Here is an 18,208-nt window from a genome sequence, read left to right on the forward strand (position 1 = left end):
CCCAAGACTGGAGTTGACGAGTGGGTATGCGGCCCGCGGCACGAATGCCGAAGCTGACACGACGTAGCCGGATTCTGATCGCGGTCGCGCTGGCCGTCGTGCTGCTGTTGCTCTTCGGGCCGCGCATGATCGACGCCTACGTGGACTGGCTGTGGTTCGGGGAGCTGGGCTATCGCTCGGTGTTCACCACCCAGATTCTCACCAGAATCGTCGTCGGTCTGGTGGGAGGCGTGGTGATGGGCGCCGTCGTGTTCGGTGCGCTGGCCATCGCGTATCGCACCCGGCCGGTGTTCGTCCCAACTAGCGGGCCCAACGACCCCGTGGCCCGCTATCGCACCGCGGTGATGACCCGGCTGCGGCTGATCGGTATCGGTGTGCCGATCGTCGTCGGTGTCTTCACGGGCTTCCTTGTGCAGACGTACTGGGATCGCGTCCAGCTGTTCCTGCACGGCGGCAGCTTCGGAGTCGCTGACCCGCAGTTCGGCAAGGACCTCGGGTTCTACGCGTTCGATCTGCCGTTCTACCGGCTGCTGCTGGGCTACCTGTTCGGTGCGACGTTCATCGCGTTCATTGCCAACCTGGTGACCCATTACCTCTTTGGCGGCATCCGGCTGTCCGGCCGAACCGGGGCGCTGAGCCGCTCGGCGCGCATTCAGCTGATCTCGCTGGTGGGCCTGTTGATGCTGCTCAAGGCCGTCGCGTACTGGTTCGACCGCTACTCGCTGCTGAGCCACACTCGATCGGGCAAGCCGTTCACCGGCGCCGGCTACACCGACATCAATGCGGTGCTGCCGGCCAAGCTGATTCTGATGGCGATCGCAGTGATCTGCGCGGTGGCGGTGTTCTCTGCAATCGTGTTGCGGGACTTGCGCATTCCGGCGATCGGCGTGGTGCTGCTGCTGCTGAGCTCGCTGATCGTGGGTGCCGGCTGGCCGTTGGTCGTCGAACAGATCAACGTGAAACCCAATGCGGCGCAGAAGGAAAGCGAGTACATCAGCCGAAGTATCACGGCCACCAGGCAGGCGTACGGGCTGACGGCCGACATCGTCACGACCCGGGACTACAGCGGCAATGCGCCGGCGACCGCACAGCAGGTGGCTGCCGACCGCGCGACGACGTCGAATATCCGGTTGCTCGATCCGACCATCGTCAGCCCGGCGTTCACGCAGTTCCAGCAGGGCAAGAACTTCTACACCTTCCCCGACCAGCTCTCCATTGACCGCTACAACGGGCCCGACGGAAACCTGCGGGACTATGTGGTCGCCGCGCGAGAACTCAACCCCGACCGGCTGATCGACAACCAGCGCGACTGGATCAACCGGCATTTCGTCTACACCCACGGCAACGGGTTCATCGCCTCGCCCGCAAACACTGTGCGCGGAATCGCCAACGACCCCAACCAGAACGGCGGCTATCCCGAGTTCCTGGCCAGCGTGGTCGGGGCCAACGGCAGCGTGATCTCACCGGGTCCCGCGCCGCTCGATCAGCCGCGTGTCTATTTCGGCCCCGTCATCGCCAGCACGCCGGATGATTACGCGATCGTCGGCAAGAGCGGCAACGATCGCGAGTACGACTACGAGACCAACACCGAAACCAAGAACTACACCTATTCCGGCAAGGGCGGAGTGCCGATCGGCAACTGGCTGGCCCGGGCGGTGTTCGCAGCGAAGTTCTCCGAGCGAAAACTGGTGTTCCCCAACCCGATTGGACCGGACAGCAAGATCCTGTTCAATCGTGACCCGTCGGCGCGGGTGAAGGCGGTGGCGCCGTGGCTGGACACCGACACCAGCGTCTACCCCGCGATCGTGAACAAGCGGATGGTGTGGATCGTCGACGGCTACACCACGCTGGACAACTATCCGTATTCGCAGGAGATGTCGTTGTCGTCGGCCACCCTCGACTCCAACGAGGTGGCGCTCAACCGCCTGGCGCCCGACAAAGAGGTGTCCTATATCCGCAACTCGGTGAAGGCCACTGTCGACGCCTACGACGGCACGGTCACTCTGTACGCGCAGGACGAGAAAGACCCTGTGCTGCAAGCGTGGATGAAGGTGTTCCCCGGCACGGTGAAGCCCAAGAGCGACATCACGCCCGAGTTGCAGAACCACCTGCGCTACCCAGAGGACCTATTCAAGGTGCAGCGCAAGCTGCTGGCGAAGTATCACGTGAACGATCCCGTGACGTTCTTCTCCAACTCGGATTTCTGGGACGTGCCGCTTGATCCCAACCCGACCGCGAGCAGCTTCCAGCCGCCGTACTACATCGTCGCCAAAGACCTTGCGTCCAACGACAGTTCGGCGTCGTTCCAGCTGACGAGTGCGATGAACCGGTTCCAGCGTGACTTCCTGGCCGCCTACATCAGCGCGAGCTCGGACCCGTTGACGTACGGCAAGATCACCGTGTTGACCATCCCGGGTCAGGTCAACGGCCCGAAGCTGGCCAACAACGCGATCACGACGGACACGGCGGTCAGCCAGGACCTCGGCGTCATCGGCCGCGACAACCAGAACAGGATCCGGTGGGGCAATCTGCTGACGCTGCCCGTCGCCCAAGGCGGTCTGCTGTACGTGGAGCCGGTGTACGCGTCACCGGGCGCCAGTGACGCGGCATCGTCGTATCCACGGTTGATCCGCGTCGCGATGATGTACAACGACCGCGTCGGGTACGGCCCGACGGTGCGTGACGCGCTGACCGAGCTGTTCGGTCCGGGTGCCGACGCGACGGCGACGGGTCCGGCGCCGGCCGGGCCGGTGAACGGGCAGCCGGCCGCCGCCCCGCCGCCCACCGACGGTCAGCCGCAGGCCGCGCCGCCGCCAAGCCAGGGCCAGGCGCCCGAAGTGCCGACGCCCATCGCGCTGCCGCCGAATGCCAGCGCGGTGCAGTTGTCGGCGGCCAAAGCCGCAGCGCTGCAAGAGGTCAACTCCGCGCTCGACAACGTGCGACAGGCCCAGCAGAGCGGCAACTTCTCTCAGTACGGGGACGCTCTGCAGAGGCTCGACGACGCGATGAAGAAGTATCAATCCGCCAAGTAACGACTACGCCGAGCGTGCGTGTCTGCCCCTCGACACACCGTGTAGGGCGGACATTTGCGCACGCTCGAGCCCGGCAACAGGCGATTTGGAAGTGGGGCATCGCCTTCGGTAACCTTGCGTTTACCCGACGCGGGGTGGAGCAGCTCGGTAGCTCGCTGGGCTCATAACCCAGAGGTCGCAGGTTCGAATCCTGTCCCCGCTACCAGCGGAAATGGCCCCAGAGGTGAACCTCTGGGGCCATTTTCATGCCCGTTGGGAACGTGTTTGGGAACATCGGCCTTTGCTGATCGTCGTGCATGCTCTCGAATCAGCCTGGTAGGAAAGGGCAGAATCGAGTTGTAGTCAACAGAGCAATTTGCTACGTCAGGCTGGACGGCCGTAGCGAGCTGGCTGGCTCGTTTGTGTTGTCGACGCTCGTGAAGGAGCCGCAGTTGATCCATTCGCCCGCGCTCGGTCGAGCGCGGTGTGCACCTCCTCGTCAGGTTCGGAACCGGTGCCCGCCCCTCAAGGACGCGAAGCTCGGTGTCCGCCCGGACGCCTCGAACCGTCAGTGTCAGTTCTCTCTGAGTCGCCCGTTCCCGAAGGTTCCTAGGCGCATGGCGAACAACTGAAAGAAGGCCCACCCAAACCCAACCCAGCACGTACTCGAGCGGGAAGTCCTGCCAGAACGCCAGCCCCGAGCCGATGACTGCGACCCCGATGCCGATCCCATCGCCCGCGACGCCCTACCTGGCCAACCGGCCACTGACCAAAGGGCGAGATCTACGAAGCTCTGGAGTTAGCCCACTCCACTTACGACCTCGCAAAGAAGGGTGAGCTGATCGCGCCGACCGCCTCATCCCGGCGGCGCGAAATCTCGGCATCAACCCGGTCGAGCTGCTGGCCCGCTACGGGCTGATCACCGACGATGAGGCAATTCAATACGCTCAGCACCGAGACGGGGACAGAGAATGACCAACCAACCATCAGACGACCCGTGGGAGCAGGACATCGCCACAGGGGGGCCTCATTTCGATCCCTAGCCCGGACTGCTGGCCGGGAGGCGCTGGAATGCGCTGACGACGGCGATTTTGTTGGCGCACAGTACGGCGCGACGTTAGCGATCATGTACTTCGCAGCAGCGATGGCCGCCGACCATTTCGGTCACGTCCCGCCGCTGCTGCCGCCGAGTAGCGAGGGTGAGAAACCGGATTGACCTATCGCCCTGTTTCCCGCTCCATGGGTCATCCTTCTTGTCAGAACGCGCTGCTGCGCGAGTTGGTGTTCCGTCAGCCGCGGTCTGTCGCCTGTTGATGGAGCCAAAATGAAAGCAACCATCACAGTTCCGGTTCTCACACTCGAGCTTTCGCCCTGACTCGACATTGCCCAAGTACACGCCCATGTGGCACACCAGTTTTCAACGAAGTGAAAACCGCTCTTCCCGCGTCGGCGGCGAGGGTGCCGCGGGTAGCTGGATGCTGACTTCGGCGCCGCGGTCGGGGTGGTCGCGGGCGGTGACGGTGCCCTGGTTGCGGTGGGTCAGCGTGTCGACGACAGCCACGCTGAGGCCGGTGCTGCCGGTGGTGCGCGTCCTGTCGGCGCCGGTGAAGCGGTCGAAAGCGTGCAGCGGCACTGGGCAATACTGTAAAAAGGCTGTTTGACGGTCAGGAACGTTGGGCGTGTCGTTGCGCACAGATGTTTGAGTGCGTAGCTGGCGTTTGGTCCACTGCGCGGCGAGGTAACCGGCTCATGAGGGGTAACGCGTTGGCGGAGGCGACATGACGACCGGACCCGCCCGGGCCAGCTCCGGGTGGCTGAGGCTGCGGGAGCCAGCCGACGCGGCAGCCCGTGCGTCCGAGCTCGTCGAGAAGGTCCGGTCGTACCTGCCGACCCACGGCGGGGTGACCATCCACGACCTCGGTTGCGGCACAGGGTCGATGGCCCGCTGGCTCGCGGCGCGGCTTACAGGACCCCAACACTGGGTGATGTATGACAGGGACGACGAGCTGCTCACCCTTGCCGCCGTAGACCCGCCCGATAGTGCCCCCGACGGGACGCCGGTCACGATGGAGACTCGTCGGCGCGACATCACCCGGATGGAGCTTGTGGAGCTGGCGGGCGCAGCTCTCATCACCGCCTCGGCGTTGCTGGACATGATGACCGCCGAGGAGCTTGCACGACTCGTCGCCAGTTGTGCTGGGGCGGATTGTCCGGTGCTGATCGCCCTCAGCGTCACAGGCCGTGTCGAGATGACGCCGGCCGAGCCGTTCGATCAAAGCGTCACTGACGCGTTCAACGCCCACCAGCGACGCACCACAAGCGCCGGAAAGCTGCTCGGTCCCGACGCGGTCGGCGCCGCGGTCGACGGCTTCACCCGGTTGGGCCGCGAAGTCCTGGTCCGCCCGAGCCCGTGGCGGCTCGGCCCCGGTCACGCCGCTCTCGCGGCCGCCTGGTTCACCGGCTGGCTGGCCGCAGCATGTGAGCAGCGACCCGAGCTGCGGGCGCATGCTCCGGCGTACGCAAGGCGGCGCCTAGCCGAGGCATCCGCCGGCCACCTGTCTGTCACCGTGCACCACCGGGATCTGCTGGTGCGGCCGAGATGACAGCTCGGAAGTCGATGGGCAGTTCGCGGCCTACGCCACGGCATCGAGCACGTCATCGCACAGGAGGCCCAACGTGTGCGCGCCGCTGTGGCCCGCAGTCGACCGATCATTCCCGCGGCCGTCGCCGGTGACGCACGCGGCGTGCATCCGGACCAACGGCGGGACCTCCAGATCCGCAGACACGGCCGCCGCCGGCCAGGCCGAGGGCGAGGGCTCCCGGCCCTCAGCGAGCCAGTAGGTAGAAGGCATAGACCCGCGGGTGGTGCCGAATCCGTCAGCGAACCGCGGCGGCAGCATGACCGCGTACGGATCGTCGCCGCGCTCGGGTGCATCGTGTTCTCGTTTAGTCCTTGGGAAACAAGGCGCGCTAAAGCCCAGATGCGTCGGCTGATAGCGGCGCCTCCGATCGCCTCTTTGTTTGCCCTGACCGTCTCACGGGGATCACCTCGCTGCGGGTTCATCCGGTCACCCGGCGACTTGGGACAGCACGGCCGACAGGTCGCGCGAGGTCTGCGCCCAGTCCGGGAGGCTCTGTCGCCTGGACCGGGCCGCCGCGCGGAGCCGCTCGCGCTCCCAGGGTTCACTGAGCCACCACCTCAACGTCTGCCCGAGAGTCTGCGGGTCGCCGGGCGGGACCAACAGGCCGGGCCGGCTGCCGTCGGCTGCGAGGCCGAGAGCCTCAGGTACACCACCGACCTCCCCGGCGATGACCGGAAGACCGCGGGCAAGCGCCTCGGTGACGACCATGCCGTAGGACTCCGCGCGCGAGGCCAACACCAGGGCGTCCGCCTCTGCGTACGCGCGGTTGAGCTCGTCGCCCGTGAGCGGGCCAGTGAAGCACACCCGATCACCGAGACCCCTGTCCTTGGCCAGCCGTCGCAGGCGTGCGACGAACTCCGGGTCGAGGTCGAGCGCGCCGACGCAGACGCACTGCCAGGCGGGGTCGTCGACCGTGGCCAATGCGTCGAGCAGGACGTCGTGGCCCTTGAGCGGGGTGACGCCTCCGACGCAGAGCAGCCGCCCGCCAGACGGGGTACCCGCCGCCACTTCGGCTACGTCGACGGCGGGCGGCACGACGTACACGGGAGTTCCGGGCAGCGCGTAGTGGTCGCTCAGCCACCGCCGGGTCCACTCGCTCGTGGCCACAATCGCGGACGCGGCCGACAGGGCTGCGGCCTCGCGCGGCTCGGCCCGCGGCATGTGCAAGAGCACGACGAGGCGCAGCCGGCCTGCTTCCGGCTCCAGCACCTCGGGCGCCACCGACGCAACCAGGCCGTCGACGAGAACCAGTGAGCCAGAAGGCATTTGGGCCAGCGCCGCAGCAACGGCCGCCCGGGCCGACGCGTCGGGCCGGGGCCACTGGCCGGGCACGGTGTGCTCGTGGACCGACCAACCAAGCGCAGCAAGCCCGCGACAGACCCGGCGGTCGTACACGTTGCCGCCGCTCGGCCGCCGCGGGTCGTCGATCCCGCACGGGACCACGACATGCACCTCGTTCACAACGACCTTTCGTAGCTCGCCCAAGCGATGTGTGACTCGCGCAGGGTCACCCCGATCCGGGCCAGCCCACTCGCGGAGTCCCCGAGCCCGCCGCTCTCGACACGGTCGGCGAGCCGGTCCGCGATCAGCCTCGCGAGGACCTCGGTGGTTGTGTTGCGGCCCGCGAGCTCCGGCACCTCGTCGAGGTTGCGGTAGTTGAGGTCCGCCAGGACGCCCCGCAGCGCCTCGGTGGCCGCGCCGATATCCACCACGATGTCGTCGGAGTCGAGCTCGACCCGGGAGAAGGTCGCGTCCACGATGTACGTCGCTCCGTGCAGGCGCTGCGCGAGACCGAACACCTCGCCGCGGAGGCTGTGCGCGATCATCACGTGGTCGCGGACGGTGACGCTGAACATCGGTCCTACCCTTCGTCGTAGGTCAGCGTGTGGCAGACCGCGGGGAGCCGGCCGTCGGACAGTCGGGCCATCACCTCGGGCAGCTCGTCGAACGTCGATGCTCCAGTGAGCAGCGCGTCGAAGGCCGGATCCTGGAGCAGGTCTAGCGCGAGCGCGCGCCGCTCAGCGGTGGTACGACGTCCGCGCCGGGCCACCGCGACGTCGCCGACCTGGCTGGCCCGGATGCCGAGGCGTCCGGAGTGGAAGGCGCCACCGAGGGACAGCTGGACCGACTGGTCGCCGTACCAGCTGACGTCGACCACCGTCTGGTCCGCGGCGAGCAGCGCCATGGAGAGCTGCAGCCCGGCTGACGTCGCGCTGGCGTGGAACACCAGGTCCTGACCGCCGACGGCATCCTCGGGCAGCGCGAAGTCGACTCCGAGGGAGGCCGCGATGTGCGCGCGCGTGTCGTCCACGTCGACGAGCGTCACCTGCGTTCCCGGCACGCCACCGACGAGCCGGGCGATGCAGCACCCGACCATGCCGGCGCCGACGACCGTGATCCGATCGCCGACCAGCGGCGCGGCGTCCCACAGGGCGTTGACCGCAGTCTCCACCGTGCCGGCGAGGACGGCACGCTCGGGCGGGACGTCATCGGGGACCACTGTCACGGCGTCGGCCGGCACGACGTACGCCGTCTGGTGGGGGAAGAGACAGAAGACGGTGCGCCCCCGGAGCTCGTCGGGACCGCGGTCGACGACGCCGACGTTGAGGTAGCCGTACTTCACCGGGCCGGGGAAGTCGCCCTCCTGAAACGGTGCCCGCATCACGTCGTACTGGCTCTGCGGGACTCCGCCACGGAACACCAGCCCCTCGGTGCCCCGGCTCACCCCGGACCGCAGGGTGCGCACCAGCACCTCGCCTGGACCCGGCTCCGGCAGAGCGACGGCGCGAATCTCGCCCCGGCCGGGTTCGCGGATCCAGAACGCGCGCGCTTTCGTCGGCACCCGTCCCCTCCTGTTCCGCCCGGATGAATCGAGGCGTCGCCTTACCGTATGACTGTTCGTACCCCTGAGATACGGAGGCACGGTGCGTCGGATGGGTCGCGTGCGCAGCTGGGTCCCGACCGGCCCGCTCACCGGTTTCGTCTGCGTGCTCGCGCTGCTTGGTGTCCTCGCGGCGACCACCGGCCTCGACGCGTCGGGCTGGTTGGCCGGTGTCGCCTGCGGAGTCGGCCTTGCCGCCCTGCTTGCTCGCGCGCTGACGCGTCACGGCCTGGTCAGACTGGGGCCGGCCGACAGGGTGACGCTGGCTCGCGCCGTGCTCGCCTGTGGGGTCGCGGCGCTCACCGTGGACTCGTTCGGGCGCCAGGCACCTGCCGCGATCCTCGTCGCGCTCTCGACGGTGGCGCTGGTGCTCGACGGTGTCGACGGCCGGGTAGCTCGGCGTACCGAAACCACCTCGGCGTTCGGGGCGCGCTTCGACATGGAGGTCGACGCGTTCCTGATCATGGTCCTGAGCGTGTACGTCGCACGTGAGTCGGGCTGGTGGGTGCTTGCGATGGGTCTGGCCCGGTATGTGTTCGTGGCCGCCGGTTGGGCGCTGCCGTGGCTGCGCGGTCCGCTGCGGCCCCGGCAGTGGGAAAGGGTGGTTGCCGCAATCGTGGGCGTCATGCTGACCGTTGCGGCGGCCGACATCCTGCCCGATGCCCTGACCACCGCGATGCTCCTTGTCGCGCTGGGCCTGCTGGTTGAGTCGTTCGGCCGCAGCGTCTGGGGGGCTCTCGGTCTCAAAGCATCCCTCTGAAATCCGGCGGCGCGATCGCGGCGCCGCGTCGCGACCGAACGGCGTTCTTGGCGCTCGGCGAATCACTGAGCGCGCGGAACCCATCACCGCGTCACGACATCGCCGCGGCTGGCCGTGCCCGACCAGTTCCCAAGTGTACGAACGAATCCCATCATCGGAGCGCCTCAAGGTCCTCGGCGTGGTTGGCACCAAGTGCCGTTAGCGGCGCCCGCATTGGCTTCTTCTTCATCCGGCCCCGGCTCGGGCAGCGCGACGGCGGCGACTCGGATCTGACGTGGGCCTGCGAACTCGACAGCGGCGGCTGACGAAGGCATCATCTCCTGATTATGGTCGCTGGTGAGCAGGCGAAACGGCACGTCGCGCGGTTGCTGCATGCTCACTGAGGTGGCGCGTGTCCCCATGCCCACGCCGTGGGGTGTATTCGACGTGCGGGCCTTCGAGAGCCCCACCGACCACGTCTACCTGGCCATGGTGCGCGGCTACGTGGAGCAAAAGGACGGTGCCCTCGTCCGCCTCCACTCCGAGTGCCTCACCGGCGACGCGCTCGGCTCGCTGCGGTGCGACTGTGGCGTACAGCTGCGGCTGGCCATGCGCCGGATCGCGGCCGAGGACTGCGGCGTGCTCGTGTACGCCACCGGCCACGAGGGCCGGGGCGTCGGCTTGATCAACAAGCTGCGGACGTACGTCGAGCAGGACAAGGGCCATGACACGCTCGACGCGAATCTCCGTCTCGGCCTGCCGGTCGACGGGCGCACCTACGACAACGCGGCCGCCGTGTTGTCGGCGCTCGACCTGCGGTCCGTGCGGCTGCTGACGAACAACCCGAGGAAAGTCGATGGCATGCGGCGCGCGGGAATCGACGTGGTGGCGGTTGAGCCGCTGCCGACCGCGCCGCACGCCCGCAACCTCGGCTACCTCCGCACCAAAGAGCGCAGGATGGACCATGTGGGGCCGACCGGGTTGGCGGTGACACCCTGGGAATCCGGTTCCCAGCCGGCCGTCGACGCGAGCGCTCTGCTCGGTGAGGTACGGGCCGCTGAGGACCGGCCCTACGTCGTGCTCAAGTTCGCTCAAACGCTCGATGGACGCATCGCCACGTCCACGGGAGATGCCAAATGGATCAGCGGCGAGGCTGAGCGCCGCATCTCGCACGCGCTGCGGGCCGCGTGCGACGCCGTACTCGTCGGCGTGGGCACCGTGATGACGGACGACCCACTCCTGACCGTCCGCCTCGTCGCTGGAGCGTCGCCCCAGCGGGTCGTGCTCGACTCGACGCTTCGGCTGCCGCCCACCGCGCAGATCCTCGGCCCGGACGCGGCCACCACAGTGATCACGACGCGGCGCGCGTCGGCCGGCCGGCGGACCGCCCTGCATGAGCGCGGGGCGCGCGTCCACGTCGTCCCGTCCGGCCCCCGCGGCGTCGACCTTCCTGCCGCCCTGGCCCGACTGCGGGGGGCTGGCACGCTCACGCTCCTCGTGGAGGGGGGCGCCCGGGTGATCACGTCGATGCTCGGTGCCGGCCTCGTCGATCGCCTAGTGGTCGGGATCGCACCGACGATAATCGGAGCCGGCACCGAGGCAGTGGGCACACTCGGGATCACCACCGTGGTCGACGGGATCCGGCTTGTCGACCGGTCGGTATACGTGCTCGACGACGACATCCTGCTTGCGTGGGACGTTGCGCGTTGCCATTGAGTGTGTTTTGGTGATGTTACGCCTGGGTCGGTTTCCGGCGAGAAGTGCCAGGTAGGAGCGTCGAGACGTTCATGGCGAAAAGTTATGAGCCCCTTGGCGATTCGGACACCAGGGTCGATGTGAATACCGGCACCGTCGCGGCGAGTCGGCGCCAGGCCCGATTTGCATGAGCAGCGCGCCTGTTCGGATTACGTCGATGAACGTCATTCTGTTCGTGTTCGCCGGCCGCAAGCAGAACATGGAACTCCAGCTGCCGCTAGTCCGGCGCATCATTACTGAGCATCCCAATGTCCAATATCACGTGTGGAATCTGTCGCGTAATGACGACGACAACCTTTACCTGCGAGCCATCGAGGGTGAACGCATCACCGTCTTGAATGACTATTTTGGCATCCCCCCGTGGTTGGGGTTCAATGCCGTATATCGTCACTACGCTCACAACCCCGAGTACCGGGATCACCTATTCGTGAAGGTGGACGATGACGTCGTATTCATTGAAACGGGCAGGTTCGGGGAGTTTGTTGAGGCCGTGAACGTCAATCGCGCGTCAGTGGTGACCGCGAAGGTCGTTAACAACGGGGCGTGCACGCCCACCGAGCCGGGGTTGTGGAGCGGCTTCGAGGCCCTTTCCTTGCCGTTGTTGGATGTTCACCTTAGCGGTGAGTACGCCGCGATGAGCCACACCTACATGTTCAAGCACTGGCGCGAAATGGTCGGCCAACCAGTTAAACTCATCAAGACCCACGACTGGTTGTCAATCAACACGATTGGCTATGACTGGCATATGCTCCGCAAAATTGCGCGTCGTATCGGGACACCATCGCCGGGGGATATCGCGGGCCGCAGCTTCACCCCGAAAATCAAGATCGGCGATGAGGGCATGGTGAACATGCTGCCGCGCTTGATTTTTCAAGGGTTCCTGACCGCTCATCTTTCATTTGGCCCACAGCACGCCCATCTGACCGATGCTCAGTTGTCACTGTGGCGGAAGCGTTACGCCGCAATCGGACAGCAGTATCTCGAAGCATGACCGTCGCCATCGTCATCCCTTTCAGAGACCGCGGTAATGACCCACTGCGCCCGGCCAATCTGAGGTGCGTCATCGAGCATTGGGACGGCTGCGATGTGCCTGTCTGGCTCAGCGACGACGGGCGGGTGGGAGACGCACAGTTCAACAGGTCGCAGGCATACAACCGCGGCGCCTGGTTCGTAGGTGCGGATGTGGTCGTTTTCGCAGAGGCCGACATGCTGGTGCCCTACAGCCAGATACGGCAGGCCATCGCGATGGCGGCAGCGGCCCCGGGTCTGGTGGTGCCGTTCATCCAGTACCGCTATCTCACACGCGAAGACTCCGGCCGGGTCCGCGCCCACGACATCGAGCCCCGCGACTGCATCCCGGAATCCATCATGGACAACGGTGAGAGCATCGGCGCCGTCAACGTCGTCAGTCGCGAGACGCTGGACGCGATCGGCCAGTGGGACGAGGTCTTCGAGGGGGCCTGGTACGACGACGTGGCGATGAAGATCGCCTTCGACGTGTGCGCAGGCCCCACCCGGTGGGTCGATGGCCCGGCCTGGCACCTTTGGCATAGACCTGGTTTTGGTGGGTCGCCCCTAACCGCAGAAGACAACGCTGCTACTGCCCGGAATAAAGAGCGATTGGAACTATATCGACAGGCCACCACCCCCGAGCGCATCCGCGAGCTGACTGCGGGTCGGCACTAGCTTCGCTTGGGTGTCGATGGAGGTGGCGAAGTTTGGCCATGTCCAGCGGTAGCCCGGGCCATCGCGGACCGCCTGAACGCCGACCTCCGAGGCGCTGAAAGTGCTTGCCGCGCAGACTGATCAGCGGTTAGACGGGATTAGACGCGGGCGAGTTCGCCGCCTTCTACTCTGCTCAGCCGCCACTCACCGTCGCCGAGCAGTTCCAAATGCTCCTCGTGATGCTGGCCGACAGTGCTGCGGTGGGTGACACTGACCAGGACGGTGTCCGGGAGCTCGGTGCGCACCATGTCGTACAGCGTGAACTCCAAGCCCTCGTCGAGCGCGGATGTCGCCTCGTCGAGGAATGCCACCTTGGGTTTGGTCAACAGGATGCGCGCGAACGCGATGCGCTGCTGCTCGCCGGGCGAGAGCACCTTGGCCCAGTCGGCCGCTTCGGAGAGACGCCGTGAGCACTGCGGCAGCGCCACCTTGGTCAGCACGCGGTGCAGTTCCTCGTCGGGAATCTCGCCGGGTTCCTTGGGGTAGGACACCACCGCGCGCAGGTCACCGAGCGGTACATATGGCATCTGCGACAGGAACATCGTCTCGTTGGCGCCGCCGGGGCAGCGCAGGGTGCCTGTGGTGTACGGCCACAGCTGGGCCAGGCTGCGCAGCAGCGTGGTCTTACCGACGCCCGACTTGCCGGTGATGATCAATGTGTCCCCAAGGTTGAGGCGCAGATCCAGCGGCCGGATCAACTGCTCGCCGGCCGGCGTACGCACCTCGACGTCGTCGAGTTCGACCAGGCAGTCCCTGCTGGGCGTGACGGTCAGCGACGGCAGCGCGCGACCCTCCTCGTTCGCCGTCACCAGCCCGTGCAAGCGGATGATCGACGCGCGCCAGCCGGCGAAGCTGTCGTAGGCGTTGCGGAAGAACGACAGTCCGTTCTGGATGTTGGCGAACGCCGTCGCGGACTGCGTGACGTCGCCGAACTTGATCTCTCCGGCGAATAGCCGAGGCGCCTGAATGAGCCACGGCGGCAGGACGATGATCTGGCTGATTGAAAAGTTCCAGCCGAAAAAGCGGATCATACGGTTGATGTAGCGCTTGTAGTTCGACACCACCGGTTGGAATCGCCGATGCAGCTGCAACCGCTCCGCGGCTTCGCCGCGGTAGAAGGCCACCGATTCCGCGGCATCCCGCAACCGCACCAGCGCGTAACGGAACGCGGCGTTGTACTTCTCGTTGTTGAAGCTCAGCCAGATGATCGGGCGGCCGATCCAGAATGCGACGACGGACGCGAGGAGGACGTACGCGAAACCGATCCAGAACATCGCCCTGGGCATGGTGACGCCGAACACCGTCAAGTTGCCGGACAGGTGCCACAGGATCGCGGTGAACGAGATCACCGAGACCACGGCGTCGATCGCGCCGAACAGCAGCGTGCTTGTCGTGGTGTTGTTCGGGGTGTTGGGTTGCGGCCCGAGTCCGGCGGTGAAGATGTCGATATCGGACTGGATGCGCTGGTCAGGGTTGTCGATCGGGTCGTCGATGAAGCGCCCGCGGTAATACGCCTGGCCGGTCAACCAGTCACCGGTCAGCCGGTCGGTGAGCCAGACCCGCCAGGCCAGCATGAACCGCTGCATCATGAACAGGTCGAGCATGACGCGAGCGACATGCACGGTGGCCAGGATCGCGAGGATGCCTAGCGAGGTATAAAAGCCGTGCTTGCCAGACTGTTTGACCGCTTCGTTGCCTGCGCCGGTGCCGGTGAACGCGGCCTGCGCCGCCGACATCATGTCGTTGCCCTGATAGCTGAACAACACGTTGAGGCGCACCCCGACGATCACCGACAGCAGCAGTGCCGCCAGCCACAGCCACACCTTCACGCTGTGCGGGCCGGTGAAGTAAGCGCCGGTGATGCGCCAGAACTGCCGGCCCCACGTCGTATAGCGCGCAATCAGCACCAGCACCACCAGGGTGCACACCGCGGCGATCGCCCACGCCCTGGCGATCCAGATCGCCGAATCGAACAGCGCGCGCGCCCAGTCGATCGAGAACGTAAACAGATCGTTCATCGGTGACTTCTCCTACCCCAGGGTTCTCCCGTATTGCGCAACTCTGCGGCGAAGCTACCGCAGCGACTGCCTGTGACGACGCCGCGCAGCTTTCAGCGGAACGCCGCATTCAATTGGCGCACCAGCTCGTCGGTGCCGACGACGCCGCGCGCGCCCCCTTCCACAAGCGCGGCGAGCGCGGCAATTGGAATTCATTGCCCAAATGCGACTCTGGCTGGTCGCCGACAGCTGCATCCAGACCCCGACATACTGACCGGCGATGATGGTTGTGAGGCGCCGTCAGGGTGCTCGTCGCGACTCCAACACCAGGGCGACGGTTACTGCCAGGATGATCGTGCCGATTGACTCCACCACCAACGTGGTGGGCACCAGCTTGAAGCTCAAAATCTCGTGAATGCCAAACAGCCCCACGGTCAGCGCGAGCACCAGCGCAAGCAGCGTGCCCACCATGAACAGCAGACTCAGTCCGATCGCAAGCGACAACAGCCGCCCACGCAGCACGGTGATTGCGACTGCCAGCACGAGCGCGCCAACCGCGTTGAGCTCGAACAGCCTGCCAAGCAGGCCGCCTACGCCGTAGAACACGAGGAACAGATGGATCCCGCCCATCACCAGCAGCATGATCGCACTAAGTAGTCGCCAGGCCATCAGTGTGCGGTGGCTGACACCACCCCGTCGGAGTAAGCCGGTTGCCCGAGTATGCGATGACATGTCGTGACCTGCCTTAACGTGTGGCTCGGTGCAAACCGACGCCCCTGCGTTGTACACGGACAATCCACCCGACCAGTTCAGTCTGGTGAGACGAGCGGAACGCCGCTGGCCGTACCGCCGATGATCACGCTCGACACCAGAATCATGTCCCTGGTCGATCAACACACCCGCTCGCCTGCGCGCCGAAGTCGTTCACCCGAACGCCGCCGTTGAAGCGAACCAGCGTGCTGCCAAGATCCGCGCCCAGACGTTGCTGCGGCGTCCGAAGTCATGCGACGAATTCGACTTCCACCGATAGATATTCGGCGATGCTGTGCGCTGCCGGCCAGTTGCCGGCGCGCACTGCATGGGCGAGGTCATCGACGAATGTGCTCTCGGCCCCTAGTTCAGCCAACCATGCCGATACTGTGGCCACAATCCGATCTCCGGGTACGTATGCCGTTCGTCCGCCAGGAAGCCGGTCAGTCACGCGGTAGAGCGCCATCTCGTGTTGCTCTTTCGGGTGTCCGTTGAGACGGCGCCAGATCCGCGGCAGTTGACTCGATGGATGGAGGTACTTGGTCTGGCGCGGTTTACGTTGAGTACTCACCGTTGCCTCCTAGTCACGCCGATGTATTAGCTCGTATGCCTATGACACCGCCGTCGACACAGCCTGAGCGTCTCAATATGAGTCGGTGAATGCGGAACCGGGCACTGCTGCTGCGTTGCCGGTCACCATCGGTGGCCAAGGTCGTCCCTCAGATTGGCGTAACGAGCCGTAGCCGACGCAGTACGGCCTTGGGGCACGTTTCCATACGTGCAACCGTTGCGGCTTAGGACATTTGGAAACAGGGAGGCGGCGACGGGTAACCTCGCGTCTTCGACGCCGCCGTTCTCGAATTGCACACTCAGGCCGACGCCGGCGACGCGAAGTTGCGGCGCCGCGGGCCTTCTGGTGGGTCGACCGCGGCGCCGTACGGCGCACGTGTTGAGATGCTTCCGCTGGGTTCGGATAAATTCGCCCGTGCGTCTATTCCCAAGTCGCCGCGGCGAACTCGAGCCTTCTCAGTAGATGTTCGACGGCCGGATCATGCCCTCGGCGAGATCACCGAAGCCGGGCGCGAGGATGGCACCGGGATTGCCGATGACTTCCTCGACGATCGCGGTTTCGGTGGTGATCAGCAGCGCCGCAATCGACGCGGCGCTCTCCAGCGCCGCGCGGGTTACCTTGAGGGGGTCGATGACCTCCTCGTCGAACATGTCGCCGTACTGGCCGGTCAACGCGTTGAACCCGTGACCCAGCGGCAGGTCCTCCACGATCTTGACGACGTCATCGCCTTCGAAGCCAGCGTTGACCGCGATCCAGCGCAACGGCTCTGCGAGCGCTCGCCGCACCACCTGGCAGCCGATCGCCTCGTCTCCGATCAGCTCCGTACTCGCCAGTGCGCGATGTGTCTGGGCCAGCGCGGTGCCGCCGCCGGCGACGATGCCGGCCTCCAGCGCGGCGCGGGTTGCGGCGAGGGCGTCCTCGACCCGCAGCATGCGTTCCTTGAGTTCGACGCTGGTCGCGCCGCCGACCCGGATCACCGCGACGCGACCAGTCAGGCGCGCGATGCGAAGGTCCAGGCTCTCCTGGTCGGCGTCGATCTTGGCCCGTTCGCGCTGGGCTTCGAGTTGGGCGACGCGGGCGTCGACGAGCCGCTGTTGGCCGTGCGCCCCGACGATGGTGGTTTCGTTCTCGGTGACCGTAACGCGGTCACACGAGCCGAGATGTTCGCGCGCCACCTCGGACAGCTCGATCCCGGTGTCCTTGGCGATCACATGCCCACCGAGGGCGACCGCGAGGTCCTCCAGTTCGGCGACCCGGCGGTGCCCAAATCCCGGCGCCCGCACCACAACCGACTGCATGGTCTTGTGCATGTTGCCACCGACGAGTAGCTGAAGTGCCGGGCCGTCGACGTCCTCGGCGAGCACGACGAGCGGGCGGTCGGCACGCTTGGCCACCTCGATGGTCGGCATGATTTCCTGCACCGCGGTGATCTTCTTGTTGGTCAGCAGGATCAGCGGGTTGTCCAGGACGGCTTCCATGCGTTCGGGGTCAGTCACCATGTACCCCGAGGTGTATCCGTGGTCGAATTCGATGCCGTCGACCACGTCGACCGCCAGCCCGAGTGTGTCGCTCTCCTCGGTGGTGATCACACCGGATTCTCCGACGTGGTCCACCGCGCGGACGATGGCCTCTCCGATTGCCTCGTCGTCGCTTGCGGCCAGCGTCGCGATGCGCAGAAGGTCGTTGCTGCCGTTGACCGCGACGGCGTGGTTGTTCAGCGCTTCTATGACGATGGGCACTGTGCGCTCGATGCCACGGCGCACCCGCATCGGGTTGGCGCCGGCGTCGACGGCGCGCAGTCCCTCGCGGACCATCGCCTGTGCGAGCACGGTGGCGGTCGTGGTGCCGTCGCCCACCAGACCGTTGGTCTTCATGGCGACTTCCTTGACCAACTGCGCGCCCATGTTGGCGAACGGTTCGCGCAGTTGGATTTCCCTCGCGATGGTCACGCCATCGTTGGTGATCGTGGGTGGTCCGGTCAGCTTCTCCAGGACGGCATTACGACCTTTTGGACCCAGCGTGACCTTGACCGCGTCGGCCAGCGCGTTGACGCCTTGTTCGAGGCGCAATCGCGCTTCGTTGTTGTACCGCAGCTCCTTTGCCATGGCTCTACTTCCTTTCGTGGGTGGCTCGATGA

16 protein-coding genes and 1 tRNA gene are annotated in these 18,208 nt (G+C 66.0%); 8 read left to right on the top strand and 9 right to left on the bottom strand.

Annotated features, from left to right (window positions below; genetic code table 11):
- Positions 1-20: 20 nt before the first annotated feature.
- Both MYCSM_RS07020 and MYCSM_RS07025 read left to right on the top strand, forming a co-directional pair.
- A complete protein-coding gene (locus MYCSM_RS07020; protein ID WP_083906247.1) occupies positions 21-3,032 on the top strand; it encodes a UPF0182 family protein in 3,012 nt (1,003 codons plus the stop codon).
- A 128-nt stretch (positions 3,033-3,160) separates the two neighbouring features.
- Positions 3,161-3,237, top strand: a tRNA-Met gene (locus tag MYCSM_RS07025).
- Positions 3,238-4,428: 1,191 nt separating this feature from the next.
- Here MYCSM_RS07025 and MYCSM_RS07030 read toward each other — a convergent pair.
- Positions 4,429-4,704, bottom strand: coding sequence for an ATP-binding protein (locus MYCSM_RS07030; protein ID WP_083906248.1), 276 nt, complete (start codon positions 4,702-4,704; stop codon positions 4,429-4,431).
- Between the two features lie 85 nt (positions 4,705-4,789).
- Between MYCSM_RS07030 and MYCSM_RS07035 the strand changes: the two genes are divergently transcribed.
- Positions 4,790-5,614 (top strand): class I SAM-dependent methyltransferase, encoded by an 825-nt coding sequence (locus tag MYCSM_RS07035; RefSeq protein WP_015305451.1) that lies wholly within the window; start codon positions 4,790-4,792, stop codon positions 5,612-5,614.
- A 30-nt stretch (positions 5,615-5,644) separates the two neighbouring features.
- On the opposite strand, the gene MYCSM_RS07040 is transcribed toward MYCSM_RS07035, so the two are convergent.
- From MYCSM_RS07040 to MYCSM_RS07055, 4 genes are all read right to left on the bottom strand, one after another.
- Complete coding sequence (locus tag MYCSM_RS07040; RefSeq protein WP_157681289.1) at positions 5,645-5,863, bottom strand: hypothetical protein; 219 nt, start codon at positions 5,861-5,863, stop codon at positions 5,645-5,647.
- Positions 5,864-6,079: 216 nt separating this feature from the next.
- Entirely contained in the window at positions 6,080-7,114 is a 1,035-nt protein-coding gene (locus MYCSM_RS07045) for a glycosyltransferase family 4 protein (RefSeq protein ID WP_015305453.1), read from the bottom strand.
- Entirely contained in the window at positions 7,111-7,509 is a 399-nt protein-coding gene (locus tag MYCSM_RS07050) for a 6-pyruvoyl trahydropterin synthase family protein (RefSeq protein ID WP_015305454.1), read from the bottom strand. The genes MYCSM_RS07045 and MYCSM_RS07050 overlap by 4 nt, the downstream gene beginning before the upstream one ends.
- 5 nt (positions 7,510-7,514) lie before the next feature.
- Positions 7,515-8,495 carry a zinc-dependent alcohol dehydrogenase gene (locus MYCSM_RS07055; protein ID WP_015305455.1) on the bottom strand — a complete coding sequence of 327 codons (981 nt, stop codon included), beginning with the start codon at positions 8,493-8,495 and terminating at the stop codon, positions 7,515-7,517.
- Between the two features lie 91 nt (positions 8,496-8,586).
- Here MYCSM_RS07055 and MYCSM_RS07060 point away from each other — a divergent pair, with 91 nt between their 5' ends.
- The 5 genes from MYCSM_RS07060 to MYCSM_RS07080 all read left to right on the top strand — a co-directional run bounded on the left by MYCSM_RS07060 (position 8,587) and on the right by MYCSM_RS07080 (position 12,714).
- Positions 8,587-9,294, top strand: a complete 708-nt coding sequence (locus MYCSM_RS07060) for a CDP-alcohol phosphatidyltransferase family protein (protein WP_041311466.1) — start codon at positions 8,587-8,589, stop codon at positions 9,292-9,294.
- A gap of 182 nt (positions 9,295-9,476) precedes the next feature.
- A complete protein-coding gene (locus MYCSM_RS38695; RefSeq protein ID WP_257720731.1) occupies positions 9,477-9,599 on the top strand; it encodes a hypothetical protein in 123 nt (40 codons plus the stop codon).
- 79 nt (positions 9,600-9,678) lie between these two features.
- A complete protein-coding gene (gene ribA / locus MYCSM_RS37040) occupies positions 9,679-10,989 on the top strand; it encodes a GTP cyclohydrolase II RibA (RefSeq protein WP_198345008.1) in 1,311 nt (436 codons plus the stop codon).
- Positions 10,990-11,185: 196 nt separating this feature from the next.
- Entirely contained in the window at positions 11,186-12,019 is an 834-nt protein-coding gene (locus MYCSM_RS07075; protein ID WP_015305458.1) for a hypothetical protein, read from the top strand.
- Positions 12,016-12,714, top strand: coding sequence for a hypothetical protein (locus MYCSM_RS07080; RefSeq protein ID WP_015305459.1), 699 nt, complete (start codon positions 12,016-12,018; stop codon positions 12,712-12,714). The genes MYCSM_RS07075 and MYCSM_RS07080 overlap by 4 nt, the downstream gene beginning before the upstream one ends.
- Before the next feature lie 137 nt (positions 12,715-12,851).
- Here the strand turns inward: MYCSM_RS07080 and MYCSM_RS07085 are convergent, their stop codons facing one another.
- From MYCSM_RS07085 to groL, 4 genes are all read right to left on the bottom strand, one after another.
- Positions 12,852-14,771, bottom strand: a complete 1,920-nt coding sequence (locus MYCSM_RS07085; RefSeq protein ID WP_015305460.1) for an ABC transporter ATP-binding protein/permease — start codon at positions 14,769-14,771, stop codon at positions 12,852-12,854.
- Between the two features lie 279 nt (positions 14,772-15,050).
- On the bottom strand, positions 15,051-15,419 hold the full coding sequence (locus tag MYCSM_RS07090) for a hypothetical protein (protein WP_051073718.1): 369 nt from the start codon (positions 15,417-15,419) through the stop codon (positions 15,051-15,053).
- Between the two features lie 331 nt (positions 15,420-15,750).
- The gene (locus MYCSM_RS07095) at positions 15,751-16,071 is read right to left on the bottom strand and encodes a hypothetical protein (RefSeq protein ID WP_015305461.1); all 321 of its coding nucleotides are present in this window, start codon (positions 16,069-16,071) and stop codon (positions 15,751-15,753) included.
- Positions 16,072-16,526: 455 nt separating this feature from the next.
- Positions 16,527-18,176: a chaperonin GroEL gene (gene groL / locus MYCSM_RS07100; protein WP_015305462.1), complete on the bottom strand. Its 1,650-nt coding sequence runs from the start codon at positions 18,174-18,176 to the stop codon at positions 16,527-16,529.
- Positions 18,177-18,208 lie beyond the last annotated feature (32 nt).

It is taken from the genome of Mycobacterium sp. JS623 (assembly GCF_000328565.1).
GTDB lineage: Bacteria > Actinomycetota > Actinomycetes > Mycobacteriales > Mycobacteriaceae > Mycobacterium.